Source organism: Listeria sp. MAN/IMW/UF555 (genome assembly GCF_058684075.1).
On sequence record NZ_JBZWZS010000002.1, the window covers coordinates 366515 to 386624 of the forward strand.

Genomic DNA, 20110 nt, shown 5'->3' on the forward strand with positions numbered 1-20110 from the left:
AGAAAGGGGTGCTTTTGTGACACTTGAACTACATAATGTTACGAAGAAGTTTGGGGAAAAAATCGCAGTTAATGATTTATCGTTTCGGGTAGAACCAGGGAAAATACTCGGAATAATTGGTCAAAATGGTGCTGGAAAAACAACTACTTTCCGGCTAATTTTACATTTTTTAGAAGCAACTTCAGGAAAAATCACTTGGGATGGTAAGGAAGTAAGCAGAATTGATCCAAATATCATCGGCTACTTACCAGAAGAACGTGGTTTATATCCTAACGTTACGATTGAAGAACAACTAATCTTTTTTGCTGAACTAAAAGGTTATCCGAAGCAAAAAATAAAAGCAGAAATCGATAACTGGTTGGAACGTGCAGAAATTGTTGGTAAAAAAACGGATTTAATTAAAACATTGTCCAAAGGAAATCAACAAAAAATACAACTTCTAAGCACGATCATTCATCAACCTAAACTAGTTATTTTAGATGAACCATTCAGCGGGCTGGATCCTGTTAATGCAGAGATTTTGAAAAAGTTTGTATTCGACCTGCGCGCATCCGGAGCAGCCATTATATTCTCGAGTCATCGGATGGAAAATGTGGAAGAACTTTGTGATTCTCTTTTAATGCTGAAAAAAGGAAGTACGGTGCTTCAAGGTACGACTGAATCCGTGAAATCTGTTTTTGGTCGCAAACGTATTTTAATTGAATCTACTCATACGGCAGAAGAACTAGCTATTTTGCCTGGTGTGCTAAATGTCCAACAGCATCGTGACGGCGTTCTCCAACTTGAAATTGCTAACGAAACAGATGCAGAAAAGATTTTTGAATATGTGACAAAGGATGGCTTCATCCAAACTTTCAGCCTCCAAGCTCCAACGCTTGAAGAAATTTTCAAATGGAAAGCGGGGGAATCTAATGAGTAAATTTTGGGTGATAACAAAGCAAGTTTACAAAAGACGTGTCAAAACCAAATCATTTTTAATTTCACTTTTGTTTCCTGTTTTAATCGCCGCATTAATTGCTGGTATTCCAAAAATGGTAGACTATTTCGACTCTACTAAAACTATTACAAAAATTGCTGTACTCTCTGATGATCCGGTTTTCGCCCAGTCGCTCGCTAAAGACAAGAGCCATTTTAAAGTAAATACTGACATTAAAGACAAAAAATCCGCCCAGTCCGCTCTAAAAAACGGTAAAATTGACGGATTCGTCTCTATTACACAAAAAAATGACACGGTTAGCGCAGTTTATACCACGCAAGAAACAGCAGGCCAAGATGTTTTAACCCGTTTAACAGAAGACCTCACCGCAACAAAGATTGCTGAAAAAGCGGCCGCCTATAAAATCACCAATGAGCAATTACAATCAATTACTTCTCCTGTTTCTGTGACAAATGATTTAGAATCAAATAATCAATTGACTAACCATGAAAAAGACGTTATGAGCGCAGCAGTATTGATTTTAACACTTGTTATTTTTATTTTCGTTATGAGTTATGCAAATATTGTTGCTTCTGAAATCGCGACAGAGAAAGGCACACGAATAATGGAAGTTATTTTATCAAGTGTATCTGCTAGAACGCACTTATTTGCTAAACTAACAGCCATTATCTTTATGCTTCTTACCCAAATTGGCTTTTATGTCGTTTGCGGAGCTGTCGTTCTTATTGCTGGACGAAATACGGATATGGTCCAAAATGTTTTAGATCAAATTGCTGTTTTTCCAGCTTACTATCTTGTTTTAAACTTAGTATTTGTTATTTTAGGTTTACTGTTATACATTTTACTCGCAGCAATGATCGGATCGATGGTGCCAAATGTAGAAACAGTAGCTCAATTTATTTATCCAATGACAATTCTCGCTATTATTGGTTACTGGGGTTCCATTGCAGCTGCTAATGCGCCGGATAATTTACTTGTTATTATCGGCTCGTATATTCCAACTTTTTCACCGATGATGATGTTAGCGCGGATGGACTTATTATCTGTTTCAACGATAGGTATTTTTAGTTCATTAGCAATTTTAGTCGCAAGTGTCGTTGGGGCATTTTTCTTAACTGTTCGTCTTTATCAAGGAAATGTGCTGCTTTACAGTAATGACGGCCTATGGAAAACTTGGAAAACCTCCCTTTCCTACGCGAAAAGAAAATAAAGAGAGTTGGTAAATTATGCAAATCAGACTATCTAAAAGAAAAGACTCGGCTTCAATGATTGAATTAGAACATTTAGTTTGGACGCCCGGGACGACGCCTGGTGATGTCCATTTCGATAGTGAAGCTGAATTTTTATTAAAGAATCCACCTGGCTCCAAAATAGTCGTTGAAAAAGATGAGAAAATAATTGGCATTCTCGGCTATAAATCGCCTATCCCACTGCCCTCCAATAAACATGTAGTAGAGATAGATATTGCCGTTCACCCAGATTATCAACGCGAAGGCATCGGTCAACTTTTAATGGACAAAATGAAAGAAGTCGCACGCGAAAAAGGTTTTATAAAAATCTCGCTACGGGTGCTGTCAATTAACCAAAAGGCGATTCGTTTTTATGAAAAAAATGGTTTTAAACAAGAAGGTCGACTCGAAAAAGAGTTTATTATTCAAGATAAATATGTAGACGATATTTTAATGGCTTATTTCCTCTGACAAAAGACCCTATTTAAGACTACAACTATGACTTTATAATCATTTTTAGATTAAAGCGTTTACATTTTTTTAGAACGGTTATATATAGAGTACAACGAACAAAAAAAGGTGATGCGAATGACAAAAACTTGGTGTACAAGCTGATTTTTTTCTCAGCTTTGTCATATGCCGGCAAAACGTCTGGTGAAGGATTTTAGTGTCAAGCAACTACGGTTAGTTTACAGGAGGAAGGCGAGGAGTATACGCCGCGTCAAGGACTTTACGCTAACTTAGTTGTAGGAAGACGGAATTTCGTTACGTCGCTCGTTTATCAATATTTTTTATCCTCACTACATTGGTAAATAAGCGAATAAAGTATCGTATCATTCATGGCCACTATTTAAGCAAGTTACGGGCGCTCATTTATTCGTAAGTTAGAATATCTTGAGAAGTAAGTAGCAAGACAAAGAATTCGCCTACTTGTTTGAAAATGCCTCACCGTTTTCCGAATGTTGTATGTTTATTCAGAAACATCCAGACATGGTCCGGCCCATCAGATGAGTGGCAAGACAAGCTCATCCGAAAAGAAAAACCCCGTGTGGCGAATTTGCCATACGGGGTTTTTCGATTAGGAAAATAAGATTGAGATATTTTTATCGTAGAATTTTTGAATGACTAAGTGGCATTTTTCAAAATCTTTCGCTTCTAAAGAGAGCACTAACTGTTCTAGTGAGTCTGCTAAATCTATCATAAAAGCTTCAAAACACAATTTTTCATTGTTATCCTTCATATTTAAAATTGTCTGGTTAAGAATATCGATATTTTTTTCAAGTGCTGGCATTCCAGTATAGTGAATCATACAACCATAAAAGTTTTTCACGTGATTACTAAATACACTTATATCTTGCTCCCTAGCAGCTAACTTAATATAAACTAACTCGTTACGAAGACACGTTGCGCATACTTCTGCGTTTTTTTCTTGAAGTTTTTGTACCGCATAATTGAGATGAAAAAAAGCTAACTTTAAACGAGATTTTTCGCGATGCTCAGCTTCACTATGAATTGCCACTGAAAAACCTTTTTCTCCAGAGTTTTTGCAAATAATACCACTTTTATGTAAACATTGGAGTGCACCAAAAGCTACTCGTTTGCTGACTTGAAATCGTTTCATGATGTCTTCTATGTCCACTTTATCGCCATTTTCCAAAGTGTTAGTCATAATCTCATTCTTGATTTCTGCGTATATAGGATCTGCAACAAATCCACTTTTTTCCATAATTTGAACCTCTTTAATTTTGATTGCTTACAATGTTATATTTTACACGAAAAAATTCCATTTAGATATGATTTTTCCGAAAAAAATGTGTACATTCTGTTACAAGAAAGATAGTTGTAACAGAAGAAATTAGCTGACATGTTGAAAAAATAACGACAATATGTATAGTTATCTTTGCAACATAAAAAGTAGGACTATACAGCCCTACTTTTTACCTGAATTTACTGCAATTCAATCGTTAAATCACCTGTTTTCAAGCGTTCCTTTTTAATAAGAAACGGTCTGACAATAAGTGCAATAACACCTGGCAAGACAACTGCTACCAAAATAAAAGCAGCCAGTGTGCTGAATCCGTAATTTGCTATTAAATAAAGTGGTGCAACAAAGGCACATAATCCGAGACCAGCGACTTCACTTGCGGCTTGGATATGGAACACCATCACGCCAAGAGGTCCAGCAATCAGAGTTGTTAAGAGTGGTACTAACATGAGGCTAGGTTTTCTAATGATATTGGGTGTTTGTAATTTTGGTGTACAGATAAGTTGGGCAAAAAATGCACCCCAGTTATTATCTCGGTAACTTAATACCGCAAATGACACGAATTGAACCGAACAACCAATTAACGCCGCAGCACTTGCTGTTGGATCCAGTTGAAGCGCAATCGCGAGCGCAGCAGAGGAAGCCGGACTAAGAATAAGTAATCCAAACACAAAAGCGATAGCCATTGATGAAATCAGCGGTGAGCCACCAATTAATGAGCTAATTCCAAGACTTACAGAAGCCAAAATCGGCGCCATAATCTTTGCAAATAAAATACCGCTTAGTCCGCCCGCGAGAAGTGAAACACCAGGAATTAAAATCATATCAAATTTTGTTTTCCCAGTTACTCTTTTCCCAGTCCAAACTGCAACAATAACAGCTAAAATAGCTCCGACTGGTTCTCCGCTAGTAATAGCAACTCCGCCACCAGCTAACGTCGCCACTGCCCCGCCGCCAATAACAGCAGAGGCTGCCGCACTTATCGTCACAAGCGTATTTGCGTGCAAGCACATCGCAATACCAACACCAATTCCTGGAATTAACATCGTTTTACCAATTGCGCCAACCGTTACAAGAAACGAAATTCCTGTCATCTGCCCAATTGTCTGCAAAAGAAGTCCAATTCCAAGCGTTACAAGAACCGCATTCGCAATTCCCATAGAAGCCTTATAGGAACGATCTATAAAATATTCTTTCATTGCTTCTCCCTTTCTAAAATGTATTCTTTCTCATTGTAATCACAAGTTAATTAAAAAGCTAGTTTTATTTACCGATTTTCCTTTAAAAATGTTAAAAAAGTTTCAGCAATTCGATTTTCAAGTCTTTGTCTGTTTTTTAGTACCGAAAACTTCCGCATTAAGCTCCCAGCCTCATTAAACGTTTGCAGTTTTCCTGCTGTAATTTCTGCTTGAACAACACACTTAGAAATAACGGTGTAGCCCATCCCTTCAAGAACCATTTGTTTGACCGCCATATTACTCCAGGCAACAACCTTTTCAGCAACATTCCAGCCATTGGTACTTAATACATGATCCAAATATTCACGCGTTCCTGAACCTTCTTCTCGTGCAATCCAAGTCGCCCCTTGCTCGATTTCTGTAAGCGAACCGTCTGCTCGACCAACAATACACATCTCATCATCCGAAAAAGCACTTATCTCTAAATCTTTCTTACTAACCTGGCCTTCAATCAGCCCTGTGTCCACTTGAAGAAGTTCCACTTTGTCAGCAATTTTCGCCGTATTTTCAATGATAAGTTCTATGGTAATATCCGGATAAAGGGCATGAAATTTCGCAATCACTTCTGGCAGATAATACTCTCCTATCGTAAAACTAGCACCAATTCGAAGTCGACCTTTTAAATGATGGTGATATAAACTTATTTCATCTTCCACTTGTTTATATAGTCCTTCTAATTGCTTGGCACGGTGGTATAAAATTTCTCCTGTTGCTGTTAAAATAAACTTTTTAGCCTGTCTGTAAATAAGTTCTGTTTCGTAAAGCTCTTCCAATTTCTTTAATTGCAACGATACTGCAGGTTGCGAAATGTGTAATTCTTCAGCTGCTTTTGTAAAACTTTGCAATTCTACTACTCGGATATATGTTCTTAATGCCTCATCCATCGTAACACCTCCATAAAAATAACTTATCAATAATATAATTAATATAAATTTTACTAATAAAATCAAGAATGGTAAAGTAAAAGTATAAACGAAAGGGGGATGAATATGAGTCAAATTTTATTTAAAACGAAGACTTTTTGGTATGGTATTGCGCTTACTTTCTGTATTGCTACCTTATCTTATTTTTTAGCGAAGTTGCCATTTTTAATGATTCTCGGACAACTTGTAACTGCTATTTTAATTGGTATTATCATTCGTGCACTTTTCCCAGTTCCGGAAAAATGGTTTACTGGTATTCAGTTTTCCAACAAGGTCATTCTTCGTGCCGGGATTATTTTACTTGGTTTTCGCTTGAACTTAGTTGATATTTATCATGCTGGCTGGCGCGTGTTTCTAATTGCTGCCTTATGCCTAAGCTTTGGTATTACTATTGTTTATTTCTTAGCTAAACTTTTTGGAGTGGATAAAAAACTAGCTATTTTGGTCGCTTGTGGTACGGGGATTTGTGGTGCGGCTGCAGTAGTTGCGATTTCTCCACAAGTAAAAGCTGATAACAACCAAACGGCTGTCGCTGCTACGATTATTGCATTACTTGGAACTATTTTCACCGTTATCTATACGTTGATTTATCCAATTCTGCCACTTGGACCAGATGGTTATGGGATTTTTGCAGGTGCTACACTTCATGAAATTGCCCACGTTATTGCAGCTGCAGATCCAGGCGGCTCATCTGCTGTCGATATGGCGGTTATCGTTAAATTAACACGTGTAGCCTTACTTGTTCCAGTCTGCTTTGTTGTCGCAAAAATGGTTAATGCTGGGACTAAAAATCGCTTTTCATGGGCTGAACTTCCTGTACCATGGTTTATTTTCGGCTTTTTAGCAACTAGTGCAATTAATAGCTTTGGAATTATTCCAACATCTGTAACCGATTTTCTTGTCATCTGTGCATATTTCCTCATTGCTATGTCAATGGGCGGACTTGGTTTAAATGTCCACTTGCCATCGTTCGGAAAAATGGGTGGAAAACCTTTTGCTGCGGCGTTAATCGGTTCTGTTTTCCTTTCAGCATTTGGTCTAGCTTTAGTACTTTTGTTTCATTTAGCAGGTTAAGATGTCCTCGTCACCTCGATTTGTGATACAATAGCAAACACGAGGTGACTATTTCATGACGAAAGCAATTTGGACTTGCCGAGCGTTCTTACTCGGATACTTTCTTGTGCTGCATTTCACTGCAGATACTTACACTTTTCTAATTTTAAATGTCGGGCTTGCTTATATACCTTTCGAAATAGCTGTATTTCTCACAAAAAAACCTCGCGTCTGGTGGATTTTTTGGCCACTAGGAGTTGTTTGGCTAGTATTTTTCCCAAATGCACCGTATCTTTTAACTGATTTACTTCATTTACAACGTTTAGAAATTTACGGGGCAGAAGGAATACTTTCAACAGCACCTTGGTTATGGCGACATTTCACTTATATTATCGTCGGTGTGTTCTTTGGATTATTTATTGGATTCTGGTCTTTCGCAAAAATGCTTGCTGAAATAAGAAGACGATTTAATTGGACTAGTTTACTAAGTTATCAATTACTTTTGATTGGGTTAATTTTATTATCTAGTTATGCGATATACATTGGACGGTTCTCTCGTTTACATTCCATCCATTTACTTACGCAGCCAATTGATTCATTGCAAATTATGTTAAGTGTTTTTCACTGGCCATTTTGGAATTTTGTCTTTTACTTTTCGATTATCCAATATGTAATTTATACGCTATTTAGCAGGTTTTCTAGCTCACTAAAAAACTAAAAACGTTTGTATTTTAGGAAAATTAATTTTCTTAAATACAAACGTTTTTTTAATCGATATGGAGCTTACTTCGCTCTTTTGAAAAACCTTGAGGATAACGACGCTTTAGTTTCTCGATATTTAATTCTGCTACTGTTTCCATGCTTATATCTGCCCATTTAGCAATTTGCGATACGTACCAAAGTACATCTCCTAGCTCTTTTGTTAGAGACTCCTTATCTAAATCATGTCCATGAAAAGCATATTTCTTAATCAAATCGGCAACTTCACCGGCCTCTCCAGTAATACCAAGTCCGTAATTTGTTAGTGCCTGTTCGTGTGTTGCAGCAGTTCTATTTGCTAAAATTTGATACTCTTTAAAATCCATATGTTTTCCTCCTTGCTTCTCTCACTTTCTTACTATAACAGATAAATTTTTTCCTTTGCAGTCTTGACTATTTCCAACTTATGCGAACTGGTGCTCTATCAATGCATTTCATCTTTAAAAATTTTTTATCTTTAAAGTCTTATTTTTTTCAGATAATTCCTATATAATAGAGATAAGATTTCTGAAAGGAGTTTTCAAATGAAACTAGCTGGCTTAGTATTACTTCTGATTGGTTTGATTGGTTTTGGCTTTTCGTTTAGCATTACCGGACTTATCGGTTTTGGTGTATGTATCATTTCTATTATCTTAGTTATAGCAGGAATTTTTACAATGATTCGTTCCAAAAAACGCCGTAAACGTTCTTATTCCTATTAAAATAAAAAGCTGCTTTATCATTATTTGGTAAAGCAGCTTTTTTTCTATTTTTTCGGCCAAGTTCTCATACGATTTTCTGCTAACTTCATTCGAACAAGTTCCTCGCCGTCCGCTCCCATACTCTCTGCAATTTGAAGAGCATAGATAAGCACATCAGCTACTTCTTTTAAAAGTTCTTCACGATTTTCTTTTAGCGCTATTTCATCTGTTTTCCACTGAAAGCATTCAAGTAATTCTGCTGCTTCAAGTGACAACGAAATTGCTAAATCTTTTGGATGATTGTATTGATCTAGCCAATCACGTTCTTTTAGAAAAGCAGTAATTTCATCTTGTAGTTGTCTCACTAGTTTAGCTCCTTTAGAAGAATTTATTTGTGAAAAATATTGCAAACTCTTATAAAAAAAATGAGCACCAAGCCGCCTATTTATAAGGAGACTTGCTACTCATTAAATTATGCGTTTAATGAAACTGCTTCTTCAATTTTGTTTGGTGGGATAAATCCGTTTAAACGGTGGATTTCTTCGCCGCCTTTGTATAGTACAAGTGTTGGCGTTTGTTGTACATCACGATCAAAAAAGAAGTTTTCGCCCATTTCTTCTAATTTTACTTTTAATACTTTCACTTTGCTTGCGATTTCAGAGTTTTTGAATTCAGCAAACGAAAGATCAAGCATTTTACAATTAGGACAATTATCTTTCCAATAATCTACATATACTAATTCTTCCCCATTAATATGAGCTTGGAACTCTTCAGGTGATTTAATTTCAATACTTGTCATTTGATTCCACTCCTTAACGCTAAAATTTTCTTGACCCAATTGTCTATATCAGCCACATCTTGTTCTGTGTGCGGCATTTGTTCTATTTTTAAAGTTGGGTAGCTTGTGCCGAAGTATTTTGCCATTCGGTCAACAGCTCCGCAATAAAACTCCATACCCCATTGTGTTTCCCCAGTGCCAAAAATGGCTACATTCTTGGGCTTAACGGCTAGTTCCGCGATAAAATCTTTCATATCCGGCGGCGTTCTTCCGTAGTCGACTGTCCATGCCCCCAACACGTACAAGTCAAAATCCTCATCAAGCGGATACTCGGCTAGAGGAGATACGCGAAAGGACACAACTTCATGTCCTTCGCTTTGTAAAATCTCTTCAATTTCGTCAGCCACCATTTTCGTATTGCCGCTTAGAGAATCATAGGCTAACAAAATTCTCATAAATCGTCGAATCCGTTATCCATATTCGTTTTTTTATAGCTTGAATTGCGCATTTCGAAAAAGTCGGTTTTTGTTTCTGTAAAGTTATCTGCGTAAGCTTTAATCCATGTCATTGTATTATCACTATGTCCTGGATAAAGTTCTGGAATACCAAGCATTCCTAGCATTTTGTTGGCACGATATTTCACGTAGTCAACCATTTCTTCCACATCAATACCTTCAATACCTTGTAACACTTCTTCAGACCATTCTGTTTCAAGTTCAACAGCGTGGCGGAAAGCATCATGCGTATATTCTACTAGCTCTTCTGTTTGTAATTCTGGGTTTTCACCAAGGATTGCCCGGATTACTTCTGAAATGAACTTCGAGTGAGCTAGTTCATCACGATTAATAAAGCTAATGATTTTCCCTGTTCCTGTCATTTTATTTTGACGAACAAGATTGTAGAAGTAAGCAAAACCACTGTAGAAATTAATTCCTTCTAAAATAGACGATTGAATTAAAGCTTTTACAAGTGTTTCGCCGGTTTTATTATTCATGAAATCATCATATGCGTCCATGATTGGCTCGTTACGTTTAATAATGGTTGGATGTGTTCTCGCAAGTTCAAAAACACGATTTTGTTCTTGTAAATTTGTAATAGAAGCAAGTACATAAGAATAACTTTCATTATGGATAACTTCTTGTTGCGCGATAATCGCTGCATTCGCATGAACTGCTGGATCTGTAATGTATTCCGCAATATTATAAATAAAACGTGTTTGCGGCGAATCAAGTGTTGCTAGCAAACCAATGATTGCATCAAAAGCATATTTTTCTTGTTCTGAAAGAGCGGGATATTGTTTTGCATCGCTTTTCATATCTACTTCATCTGGAATCCAGTAGTTAGTAGAAAGTTCTTTATAAGCACGGTAGAAAGATGGATACGGGATGTCATTCCAATTCAAAATCCCGCTAGTTTCTCCGTTTATGATTGAAGTAGAACGATTAGGAAATAAAGGTTCTAAAATTTTAATACGTGTCAGTTGTTCTTTTTGGTTAGCCATCTAGGCAAGCCCTCCCTTTCATTTTGTACTAAGTGTAAAGTATTTTAGAGATGTATCAGCTTGAGCACCATTCACACTCTTCAACATCAATATCGTTAGAGCGAACATAGTAAGTTGTTTTCAGTCCTTCATTCCAAGCAGTCATGTGTAGTTCAAGTAGTTTACTTGCTTTAATACCACTTGGTACATAGAAGTTAAAGCTTAGTGATTGGTCTACGTGACGTTGACGACGACCATTTTGACGTACACTTGCGAATTGGTCAACTTTGTAAGCACCTTTTTCGTAGTATGGGTATGTGCTTAGGTTTAAGTCCGGTGCAATTACTGGACGACGGTAGTCTTTTTTCTCTTCATAATAGAATGCGCTGTAAATTGGATCAATCGAAGCAGTTGAACCAGCAATTTGCGCAGTACTCATATTTGGCGCAACAGCTACAAGGTAAGCATTACGCAAGCCTTTTTCTGCTACTTCTTTCGCTAATTCTTGCCATTCAGGTGAGTTATAGTTACGACGTGCGAAATATTCTCCAGTGTTCCAGTCGCTGCCTTTGAAGACTTTATAAGCACCTTTTTCTTGAGCTAATTTGTTACTAGCGCGAATAGCTAAATAGTTAATTTGTTCATATAATTCATCGGCATATTTCTCAGCTTCTTCGGAGTCCCAAGCGATATTTTTAAGAGCAAGTAAGTGATGCCAACCAAATGTTCCAAGTCCGATAGAACGGTATTTTTGGTTTGTAATAGTAGCTTGCGGTACTGGTAGTTCGTTTAAATCGATAACGTTATCTAGCATGCGTACTTCTACTTCGATTAAACGTTCTAAAGTACCTTCTTCAGCAACAACCGCACGACCTAGGTTAACAGAAGATAAGTTACATACAACAAAATCTCCCGCTTGTTTTGTAATGACGATTTGATCTCCAGAAATAATTTCTTGAATCATTTTTGTTGGGCTCATATTTTGCATGATTTCAGTACACAAGTTACTAGAATATACCATGCCTTCATGTTTGTTAGGATTCATTCTATTTACTTCATCACGGTAAAACATGAATGGATTCCCTGTTTCTAATTGACTCATCATGACACGTTTCATGATATCAATTGCTTTAACGATTTTTTTACTGATTGTTTCATCAGCTACTAATTCGTCGTATTTTTCACGGAAAGTACCTTCGCCTTTTGATTCATCGTAGAAATCTTGTAGGTACCAGCCTTTTTTCGCTTTTACTTCATGTGGATCGAATAAATACCATTCGCCGCGACGTTCTACAGCTTCCATGAAAATATCAGGAATACAAACCGCAGTGAACACATCATGTGCGCGCAAACGTTGGTCACCATTGTTTAATCGCAAATCAAGGAAAGATTCAATGTCTTTATGGAAAACATCTAAATAAACTGCAATCGCGCCTTTACGTTGACCTAATTGATCTACGCTAACTGCGGTATTGTTTAATTGTTTAATCCAAGGAATAACGCCACCACTTGCGCCTTTTACGCCGCGGATAGCAGCTCCTGTTGAACGAACATAACCAAGATATGCTCCAACACCACCGCCGTGCTTAGAAACGCGAGCAACGTCTGTATTACTATCGTAAATCCCTTGTAAGCTATCATCTACTGTATCAATGAAGCAACTAGACAATTGTCCGCCAACTTTTCCAGCGTTTGCAAGTGTCGGAGTCGCAACTGTCATATATAGATTACTTAGCGCCCAGTAAGCTTCTTCAACTAACTTCATACGCTTTTCTTTTGGTTCGTTTTGCATTAAATAAAGTGCGATAGTTAACCAGCGTTCTTGTGGCAACTCATACACATTACGTTCGGAGTCAGTTGCCAAATAACGTGTCGCAAGTAAATACAAACCATTATAAGTAAATAATTTATCTTTTTCAGGGTCAATTAATTTCCCTGCAGCAATTAAATCTTCTTTAGAATAATTTTTTAGGATATTACCAGAATAAATACCACGCTCGCCTAAACTTTCTTGAAGTCCAACGTATGAACCATATTTATCATCGTCATTATAAAAACGATTTTTACTCGCTTTTTTATATAATTTATTTAAATAAAGACGTGCCGCGAAATGTTCCCATTCAGGAATATGAATATCTGTACGAGCTTCTGCTTCCCTAATTAGATAATCAACTAATTCGTCAGCCGCATAATCTTCCTTCTTCTCAACAAAATTAAAAACCTTACGTTTGTAATCTTCTAAATCAAGTTTTGGAAATTCTTCATGGATTTTCTCTAAATATCCATCCAATCGGCTTTTGTCAAAAGGTAGCTTTCTGTTTCCCCCGTCTTTTACTATGTAAGTTGTCATTTGCAATCCCCATTTCATCCTTTTTTCCTCGTTGTAAAAATATCTGATTCATTTTGCGCTTTTTCATTCGTCCGCTGAACTATTTATGGTCGTTCCATGGAGCAAAAAAATTAACTTTTAAAGGAGCAAATTCCCCTCAATAAAAGTTAAAAGGCGATGAAGCAATATTTCGCTTTCGATACTATATATAGTATAACTTTTTCATTGTGAATGCAAGATATAGTGCTTTGATTTTATCTGTGAAATCTCCAAAACGACGATTACAACAAGGTTTTTAGCAAATAAAAAAATTTTTCGAGTGAATTCATGTGTTTTCTTGCACATTTATTCTCTTAAAAAGCCACTACTTATAGTGTCTATTTTTTTCTTCATTTCTACATTTAGTAGGTAAAAAAACTGTTTTTTATAACTTCACAAACTTATGATTCGATTTCGTCACCATTCTGACAAAATTGTAAGGTTACATGAGGATATTGTTAGTTAACAAACAGGATATTATTCTGTATTCATTGTAAACTTAATGTAATAAAGCAAAGGAAGGATGAGGGAGAAATGTTTACTAAAAAAAGAGTTTTGATGGTGTTAGCGGCAGTTCTTCTAGCTGTCTGTGCTATTTGGGAGTATGCGATGCCAACCGATGCCGCAGTCAAATCCTATTACCTTAAAGTAGAAGAAACTGGTAAAGCTGTAACAAAAAATCAATTTAAAGGTTATAAATATGTTTCCAAAGTCTATGATGATAAAGGAAAACAAAAAAACATTACATTCTATTCTGAAAAGAAATTAGCTAAAGATGACCAGTTTAAAGTATTAATCGGCGAAAACAAAATGGTTGTTAACTATAAAAAAATCAAAAACGTCCCTGATAAAATTAAATACCTAGCTGAAAAATAAAAACACTTTGTTCTAGCCTAATTAACAGGCTAAACAAAGTGTTTTTTTATTGAAGGCTGAATCCGACTCCGCGTAAACCTATCTCGTTTGGAACAAAACCTTTTGCCATTAATTGACAAAAAAACAGGCTTGAAAATTTCAAGCCTGTTTTTTAACTTATTCGGATAATTTCTTTTTAGCGTCGCCCGTTTTATCTTCTACTTCACCTTTAGCTTTTTGAGCTTTACCTTCTACTTGTTTGCCTTTATCATCTGTTGCTTTACCGAACTTGTCTTTTGCGTCACCTACTACTTTGTCTTTAAGTCCTTTTGCTTTGTCTTTCATACCTTTATCTTCGCTCATTGATATTGCCTCCTAATTAGAATTTATTTTCTAATGAAGAATCTTTATCTCCATAGTAGTGTTTTCCACATTATAGAAAGCTAAAACATCTTTTTTAAATAGAATGAACGGTTCGATTGGTCTCAGCCGCTTCAAATATGGCTTCAATCAATTTTAAAACTTGATAAACTTCTTCGTTTTGAACGATTGGTTCACTCGTATTATTTAAAACATCGACAAAGTTATTATAGAAAGATGGAGCTAATTTGGCAGGTGCCGGAAGTGATAATGTATTGGTTGCTTCTTCGCTTGGTGGTGCCATTGTTTTTGTCAGTCCTTGCCCTGCCTTAATTGGCGTTGGCTCTGAAGTTTTAGCGAGTGCGGTTGGTTTGACGATTTCTCCGCTTAGATCCCAATCGTGGATAATTCCGGTTCCTTCTGTGCCTTTGACATACCAGCGAGGTAGTTTAATGAAGTTCGTTGTGCCTACTTCGATTTGAGCAGTAATACCATTTTCAAAAGTAATGAACGTTACGAAGCCATCATCGACTTCATCCCCAAGCGCAAAACTTAGATTAGCAGATACGGACTTCACATTGCTATCCACTAGGAATAACAATTGGTCAAGTAAATGTACACCCCAATCAAGTACCATCCCGCCACCGTGTGCTTTCAAATGACGCCAATCTCCAGGAATACCATTTGCTCCGTGGACACGTGATTCTAGGTGGAACATTTCACCAATCGTTTTTTGTTCGAACATTTCTTTAATAATAAGGAAATCTTCGTCCCAACGTCTATTTTGATGAACCATAAAATGTTTATTTACTCTTTTAGCCACGTCCATAATTGCTAGTAAATCTTCACTTGTCATTGTTACTGGCTTTTCACAAACAACGTGTTTCCCTGCTTCAAGTGCGCTAATTGCAAGCTCTTTATGGCTATCGTTTGGCGTTGCAATGAGAACAGCATCTACTTTTTCGTCTGCTAAAACAGCTTCATAACTTTCATAGATTTTCAAGCCTTTTTGAGCGGCGGCTTCGCGTTTTTCTGCTAGAATGTCGAATACGCCATGAACTTCTAAATTATCAGCAGCCGATGCAAGCGTTACATGATAGCTTCCCATTCCGCCGTAACCAACAATTACTAATTGATATTTTTTCATTCCAAGACATCCTTTCTTATTGTTACGCCCACCACATATCCAGTGGTTTGTCTTTAATTAAGATCGATTGTAAGTTTGTAACAGCACGGTCGAAGCCTTCGTCAATCGACATTAATGGGTCTTCGTGTTCGATACTGACTACATAATCATAACCATATGTTCGAAGCGCGCTCATAATATCCGACCATTCTGTCAAACTATGACCACAACCAACCGAACGGAATGTCCAACTTCTTGTTTGAACGTCGCCATATGGTTGCATATCAGTCAAACCGTACATATTGATATTATCTTGATCTAAATACGTATCTTTGGCATGGAAATGATGGATTGCTCCAGCTTTCCCTAAGATTTTGATAGCGCCAACTGGGTCAATTCCTTGCCACCATAAATGACTTGGATCTAAATTAACACCGATTGCATCATTTGTTTCTTCACGCAGTTTTAAAATGGTATATGGAGTATGACATAAGAAACCACCGTGCAATTCGATACCAATTTTAACACCAGAAGCCGCTGCAAGTTCGCCAATTTCTTTCCAATAAGGAATTAGCTTAGTTTCCCATTGCCATGTTTTAATATCGCTATAAACAGTCGGCCAAGGAATTACCGGCCAGTTCGGCGCTTTGGCATCGTCACTATCTCCCGCTGTTCCAGAAAATGTATTAACAACCGGAACATTCATTAAAGAAGCTAGTTTGATTGATTTGCGCAAAATTTCATCAGATGCAGCCGCTTCTTCTTTATTGGGAGAAATCGGGTTATCGTGGCAGCTAAAAGCACTAATTGTTAATCCTCGACTAGTAAATTTTTCTAAATATTCCTTACGAGCTGCTTCACTCGCTAAAAGTTCATCGGTTGGACAGTGATGATTTCCAGGGTTCCCGCCAGTCCCGATTTCGACAGCATCAAGTCCTGCCGCTTTTACTTTATCTAACATTTCATCTAATGATAAATTTGCAAATAATGGTGTAAATACGCCTAATTTCATGTTTATTTCCTCCCTATTTTTTCAAGTGGTTGATGATTTCCATATTTTGGATATGTTTTTCGACCTTCTGCACACCAGTGAACGCCGTTAATAATTACTTGTTGAATATCCGGGTGATGATACGTTGGATAAGATTCATGACCTGGTTGGAAGTAGAAAATCCGCCCATTGCCTCTTTTGTATGTGATACCGCTTCGGAAAACTTCTCCGCCTTCAAACCAGCCTAAGAAAATGAGTTCATCAGGTGCTGGTATATCAAAATGCTCGCCGTACATTTCTTCTTCATCTAATTCAATAAATTCACCAATACCTTTTGCGATTGGATGCGTCGGATCAACTACCCAAAGAAGCTCCCTTTCATTTGCTTCACGCCATTTTAAATCACAACTCGTACCCATTAAATGCATAAAGATTTTTGACATATGCCCAGAATGAAGTACGATAAGCCCCATACCTTCTAAAACACGTTTTTGTACACGATCGACAATTTTATCTTCTACGCGGTCGTGCCCCATATGTCCCCACCAGATTAGGACATCTGTATTCGCTAAAACTTCTTCTGTAAGCCCATGTTCCGGTTCTTCCAACGTAGCTGTTTTCGTATCAATTCCTGCTTTTTCTAGGAAACTAGCAATTTGTCCATGAATTCCATCTGGATAAATTGCAAGCACAGCATCATCTTCTTTTTCGTGTAAAAATTCGTTCCACACTGTCACACGCGTCATATTATTTCTCCTCCAATACATTCGCTAAATACGTATAACCTTTTGCAACACTTGTTAACGGATCTTCAACAAATGCTTCTTGCTCAATAACTAGCCATTCTGTTCCTGCATTAAGCGCTGTTTTCACGTATCCTGGAACATCGAGAATTCCTTCGCCGATAATGGTGCTTTCTTTATTCGTTTTCGCTTTATCTTTAATATGGATTAACGGTACTCGATTACGATATTTTTCGATAAAAGGAATGACTCCTACACCAGCGTACTCTATCCAGTAAGTATCTAATTCTGCAACCATTTCAGGAACATTCTCAAGCAAATTGTCCAAAATGATTTTGCCATCTAATTTTTCTAATTCGTGAGCGTGATTATGATAGCCAAACGCCATTCCGGATTGTCGGATTGCTTTTCCGATGTTACTTAGCTCTACGCTGAATTCAAGCCATCCTTCTTTCGAGTCAAAATCGGCATATGGACAAATAATGTATTTATTACCTAAATCCCGTTCGAAAAGAATGACGTTTTCTAAATTGGCTTGAAGCTCTTCTTTACTAATATGTGATCCCGCTACTTCTAGTCCAAGTTCGGCTAATTTCGCTTTGATTTCACTCGCGGATTTACCATAATAGCCAGCAAATTCCACGCCGTCATAACCCATTTCCGCCACTTTTTCTAAAGTCCGAAAGAAATCGTCTTCACAAGCTTCCTTAACACTCCATAACTGCAAAGCTATTTTTGCTTTCATAAAAGCACTTCCTCCTTAATTAAAATAAACTGGTTGTCCTGTTTTTGAGGATTCATAGATAGCTTCTAAAATTTGTGTTACGACAAGAGCTTGCTCAGGTTTTACAACTGGATCAGTATCATTTAAAATTGCCTCTAACCATTGTTCTGCTTCGATTAATGCTGGATCATCACCTGTTCCATCGTAAAAATCAACGCCGCCTGCTTCTAATTGGATTTTCTTTTCATACATTTGGCTGTGTGCCTCACCGTTAATTCGTAATCCATCTTCCATATCAGCGCCACCTTCTGTTCCCGAAAGCGATGTTCTCGCTTCACCAACATCTAATGTGTTTAGCGCCCAGCTAGCTTCTAAAACAATCGTTGCGCCATTTTCCATAGTGATAAAACCAAATGCAGAATCTTCTACTGTAAATTTACTTGGATCCCATGAACCCCACGCATTTGCTGCATTTTCTTTTTTCGCAAGTTTATGGTAGCTATTTCCTACGACATATTTTGGTTTATAGTTGTCCATCATCCAAAGTGTTAAATCAAGTGCGTGTGTGCCAATATCAATAAGTGGTCCGCCACCTTGAGCTTCTTCGTCCAAGAACACGCCCCAAGTTGGTACTGCCCGGCGACGAATCGCTTTAGCTTTTGCATAATAAATATCGCCTAATTCACCATTTTCGCAAACTTGGTGCAAGTAATCAGAGTCTTTACGGAATCTATTTTGGTAACCAATTGTTAGTTTTTTTCCTGTTCGATTAGCAGCTTCAATCATGCTTTTCGCTTCTGCTGTTGTTTTTGCCATTGGTTTCTCACACATAACATGTTTTCCAGCTTCCATAGCCGCAATAGAAATTTCTGCATGAGAAATATTTGGTGTACAAACATGGATGACATCAATGGATTTATCTTGGAGTAATTCTACATAGTTTGTGTATACGCTTGCATTTTCGCTACCAAATTCTTTTGCTGCCGCTTCCGCTTTTTCTAGAACAATATCACAAAAAGCAACCATTTCTGCTTTCTCAGCTTTTAATAAACTTGGCATATGCTTCCCGTTTGCAATGCCTCCACAACCAATAATTCCAACTTTTAATGTCATAATAAAAAACCTCCAATAGTTTTGATAGTTACATCATACAAAACTACTGAAGGTAATTCTTCCTATTTTATTGCTTAATTATTCCCGTATATTGTCTTCCTGTATTTAAGAGGCGCTACCCCCATCGCTCTTTTGAAAGCATGGTGGAATGTTTTAACGCTACTAAACCCAGCAAGTTCAGCTACTTCGGTTACAGGGAACGCTTCATTTAACAACATCCATTTCGCTTTATTTAAACGGTAATCATTTAAAAAAGTCACAAACGTCATACCAGTATTTCGCTTGAAAAATTTCGTGAAATAATACGTACTAAATCCAGTATAATCCGCAACTTCTTGTAAGCTAACTGGTTCTTGATAATGTTTTTCTACATATGAAAAAATCTGATCTAGCTTTTGCAGTGTTTCTTTTGATTTAAGTACAGCTTGTTCGGAAATGACGCTATCAGGTTGCGTTTTTTTCTGTGGTATTTCGCGGTAAATTAAACCAATAATCGCTAGCAGATCGGCTTTAAGTATATAATGTTTGCCCGGGGAATCATTACTCGATTCTAAATGGATATTTCTAATAAGCGATTGGACCTTCGCCGTCGTTTCTTCTGGCCATTCTCGGCTTAAATGAGCCATCTCCGTGAGCATTTCTCGAAGGGTGCCATTTTGTCCGTCCATTTGCATTTCTTCTTGAAATAGGCTTAAATCAAATTGAATAACAATACGCTCACTATTTGGTGAAGCTAAAAAATAATGTACATCTCCGCCGTTAATGATTTGTATTTCACCCTCATTAAGTTGGATGGGCATATCATTTACTCCAAGGTTTAGGCTGCCTTTTAGTGCATAAATAATCTCAATTTCTTTATGCCAATGAGGATAAACAAGAACTTCTCCTTCATTAACAAAAGATCGAAACGGAAATGCTTTATTTAATTCTGGAATTTCCAAGTATTCACTCATTGCGGAACTCCTTTTTTCTTTCATTTTAGCATAAA

At 37.2% G+C, this 20110-nt stretch carries 23 protein-coding genes; 7 read left to right on the forward strand and 16 right to left on the reverse strand.

Annotation, left to right across the window (positions count from 1 at the left end; genetic code table 11):
• Positions 1 to 16: 16 nt before the first annotated feature.
• The 3 genes from AC4PG8_RS08960 to AC4PG8_RS08970 are packed head-to-tail and all read left to right on the forward strand — an operon-like array spanning position 17 to position 2637.
• Complete coding sequence (locus tag AC4PG8_RS08960; RefSeq protein WP_070753787.1) at positions 17 to 919, forward strand: ABC transporter ATP-binding protein; 903 nt, start codon at positions 17 to 19, stop codon at positions 917 to 919.
• On the forward strand, positions 912 to 2147 hold the full coding sequence (locus AC4PG8_RS08965) for an ABC transporter permease (RefSeq protein WP_003763443.1): 1236 nt from the start codon (positions 912 to 914) through the stop codon (positions 2145 to 2147). Before AC4PG8_RS08960 ends, AC4PG8_RS08965 begins: the two co-directional genes overlap by 8 nt.
• A gap of 16 nt (positions 2148 to 2163) precedes the next feature.
• Positions 2164 to 2637, forward strand: coding sequence for a GNAT family N-acetyltransferase (locus tag AC4PG8_RS08970; RefSeq protein WP_033532828.1), 474 nt, complete (start codon positions 2164 to 2166; stop codon positions 2635 to 2637).
• A gap of 607 nt (positions 2638 to 3244) precedes the next feature.
• Here the strand turns inward: AC4PG8_RS08970 and AC4PG8_RS08975 are convergent.
• The 3 genes from AC4PG8_RS08975 to AC4PG8_RS08985 form a co-directional block, all read right to left on the reverse strand.
• Positions 3245 to 3892, reverse strand: a complete 648-nt coding sequence (locus tag AC4PG8_RS08975) for a GntR family transcriptional regulator (protein ID WP_003763445.1) — start codon at positions 3890 to 3892, stop codon at positions 3245 to 3247.
• A gap of 221 nt (positions 3893 to 4113) precedes the next feature.
• Entirely contained in the window at positions 4114 to 5130 is a 1017-nt protein-coding gene (locus tag AC4PG8_RS08980; protein WP_003763446.1) for a PTS sugar transporter subunit IIC, read from the reverse strand.
• A 68-nt stretch (positions 5131 to 5198) separates the two neighbouring features.
• Positions 5199 to 6053 (reverse strand): LysR substrate-binding domain-containing protein, encoded by an 855-nt coding sequence (locus tag AC4PG8_RS08985; protein WP_003767899.1) that lies wholly within the window; start codon positions 6051 to 6053, stop codon positions 5199 to 5201.
• Between the two features lie 105 nt (positions 6054 to 6158).
• Here AC4PG8_RS08985 and AC4PG8_RS08990 point away from each other — a divergent pair, with 105 nt between their 5' ends.
• Both AC4PG8_RS08990 and AC4PG8_RS08995 read left to right on the forward strand, forming a co-directional pair.
• Positions 6159 to 7166, forward strand: a complete 1008-nt coding sequence (locus AC4PG8_RS08990; protein ID WP_003724569.1) for a YeiH family protein — start codon at positions 6159 to 6161, stop codon at positions 7164 to 7166.
• Between the two features lie 55 nt (positions 7167 to 7221).
• Complete coding sequence (locus tag AC4PG8_RS08995) at positions 7222 to 7863, forward strand: DUF1361 domain-containing protein (protein WP_003769741.1); 642 nt, start codon at positions 7222 to 7224, stop codon at positions 7861 to 7863.
• Between the two features lie 49 nt (positions 7864 to 7912).
• Here the strand turns inward: AC4PG8_RS08995 and AC4PG8_RS09000 are convergent, their stop codons facing one another.
• Positions 7913 to 8230: a nucleoside triphosphate pyrophosphohydrolase family protein gene (locus AC4PG8_RS09000; protein WP_003763449.1), complete on the reverse strand. Its 318-nt coding sequence runs from the start codon at positions 8228 to 8230 to the stop codon at positions 7913 to 7915.
• Positions 8231 to 8428: 198 nt separating this feature from the next.
• On the opposite strand from AC4PG8_RS09000, the gene AC4PG8_RS09005 reads away from it, so the two are divergent.
• On the forward strand, positions 8429 to 8605 hold the full coding sequence (locus tag AC4PG8_RS09005; RefSeq protein WP_003722274.1) for a hypothetical protein: 177 nt from the start codon (positions 8429 to 8431) through the stop codon (positions 8603 to 8605).
• 44 nt (positions 8606 to 8649) lie between these two features.
• On the opposite strand, the gene AC4PG8_RS09010 is transcribed toward AC4PG8_RS09005, so the two are convergent.
• The 5 genes from AC4PG8_RS09010 to AC4PG8_RS09030 all read right to left on the reverse strand — a co-directional run bounded on the left by AC4PG8_RS09010 (position 8650) and on the right by AC4PG8_RS09030 (position 13210).
• On the reverse strand, positions 8650 to 8949 hold the full coding sequence (locus AC4PG8_RS09010; RefSeq protein ID WP_160466195.1) for a nucleotide pyrophosphohydrolase: 300 nt from the start codon (positions 8947 to 8949) through the stop codon (positions 8650 to 8652).
• Between the two features lie 107 nt (positions 8950 to 9056).
• Entirely contained in the window at positions 9057 to 9383 is a 327-nt protein-coding gene (locus AC4PG8_RS09015; RefSeq protein ID WP_003722276.1) for a thioredoxin family protein, read from the reverse strand.
• Positions 9380 to 9817, reverse strand: a complete 438-nt coding sequence (locus tag AC4PG8_RS09020) for a flavodoxin (protein ID WP_003769743.1) — start codon at positions 9815 to 9817, stop codon at positions 9380 to 9382. Before AC4PG8_RS09020 ends, AC4PG8_RS09015 begins: the two co-directional genes overlap by 4 nt.
• Positions 9814 to 10863, reverse strand: a complete 1050-nt coding sequence (locus AC4PG8_RS09025) for a ribonucleotide-diphosphate reductase subunit beta (protein WP_003724573.1) — start codon at positions 10861 to 10863, stop codon at positions 9814 to 9816. The genes AC4PG8_RS09020 and AC4PG8_RS09025 overlap by 4 nt, the downstream gene beginning before the upstream one ends.
• 55 nt (positions 10864 to 10918) lie before the next feature.
• Entirely contained in the window at positions 10919 to 13210 is a 2292-nt protein-coding gene (locus AC4PG8_RS09030; protein ID WP_010991092.1) for a ribonucleoside-diphosphate reductase subunit alpha, read from the reverse strand.
• 534 nt (positions 13211 to 13744) lie between these two features.
• On the opposite strand from AC4PG8_RS09030, the gene AC4PG8_RS09035 reads away from it, so the two are divergent.
• Complete coding sequence (locus AC4PG8_RS09035) at positions 13745 to 14086, forward strand: YxeA family protein (protein ID WP_003769747.1); 342 nt, start codon at positions 13745 to 13747, stop codon at positions 14084 to 14086.
• 156 nt (positions 14087 to 14242) lie between these two features.
• Here AC4PG8_RS09035 and AC4PG8_RS09040 read toward each other — a convergent pair whose 3' ends face one another.
• The 7 genes from AC4PG8_RS09040 to gadR form a co-directional block, all read right to left on the reverse strand.
• Entirely contained in the window at positions 14243 to 14428 is a 186-nt protein-coding gene (locus tag AC4PG8_RS09040) for a CsbD family protein (protein ID WP_003722282.1), read from the reverse strand.
• Between the two features lie 94 nt (positions 14429 to 14522).
• Positions 14523 to 15572, reverse strand: a complete 1050-nt coding sequence (locus tag AC4PG8_RS09045; RefSeq protein WP_010991093.1) for a Gfo/Idh/MocA family protein — start codon at positions 15570 to 15572, stop codon at positions 14523 to 14525.
• 22 nt (positions 15573 to 15594) lie between these two features.
• Positions 15595 to 16563, reverse strand: coding sequence for a sugar phosphate isomerase/epimerase family protein (locus AC4PG8_RS09050; protein WP_003724577.1), 969 nt, complete (start codon positions 16561 to 16563; stop codon positions 15595 to 15597).
• 2 nt (positions 16564 to 16565) lie between these two features.
• Complete coding sequence (locus tag AC4PG8_RS09055) at positions 16566 to 17288, reverse strand: ThuA domain-containing protein (protein WP_492170271.1); 723 nt, start codon at positions 17286 to 17288, stop codon at positions 16566 to 16568.
• Between the two features lies 1 nt (position 17289).
• The gene (locus AC4PG8_RS09060; RefSeq protein ID WP_492170272.1) at positions 17290 to 18030 is read right to left on the reverse strand and encodes a sugar phosphate isomerase/epimerase family protein; all 741 of its coding nucleotides are present in this window, start codon (positions 18028 to 18030) and stop codon (positions 17290 to 17292) included.
• Between the two features lie 15 nt (positions 18031 to 18045).
• Positions 18046 to 19122 carry a Gfo/Idh/MocA family protein gene (locus AC4PG8_RS09065; protein ID WP_003769755.1) on the reverse strand — a complete coding sequence of 359 codons (1077 nt, stop codon included), beginning with the start codon at positions 19120 to 19122 and terminating at the stop codon, positions 18046 to 18048.
• Positions 19123 to 19196: 74 nt separating this feature from the next.
• Positions 19197 to 20075: an acid resistance transcriptional regulator GadR gene (gadR, locus tag AC4PG8_RS09070; RefSeq protein ID WP_033532825.1), complete on the reverse strand. Its 879-nt coding sequence runs from the start codon at positions 20073 to 20075 to the stop codon at positions 19197 to 19199.
• Between the last annotated feature and the right edge of the window lie 35 nt (positions 20076 to 20110).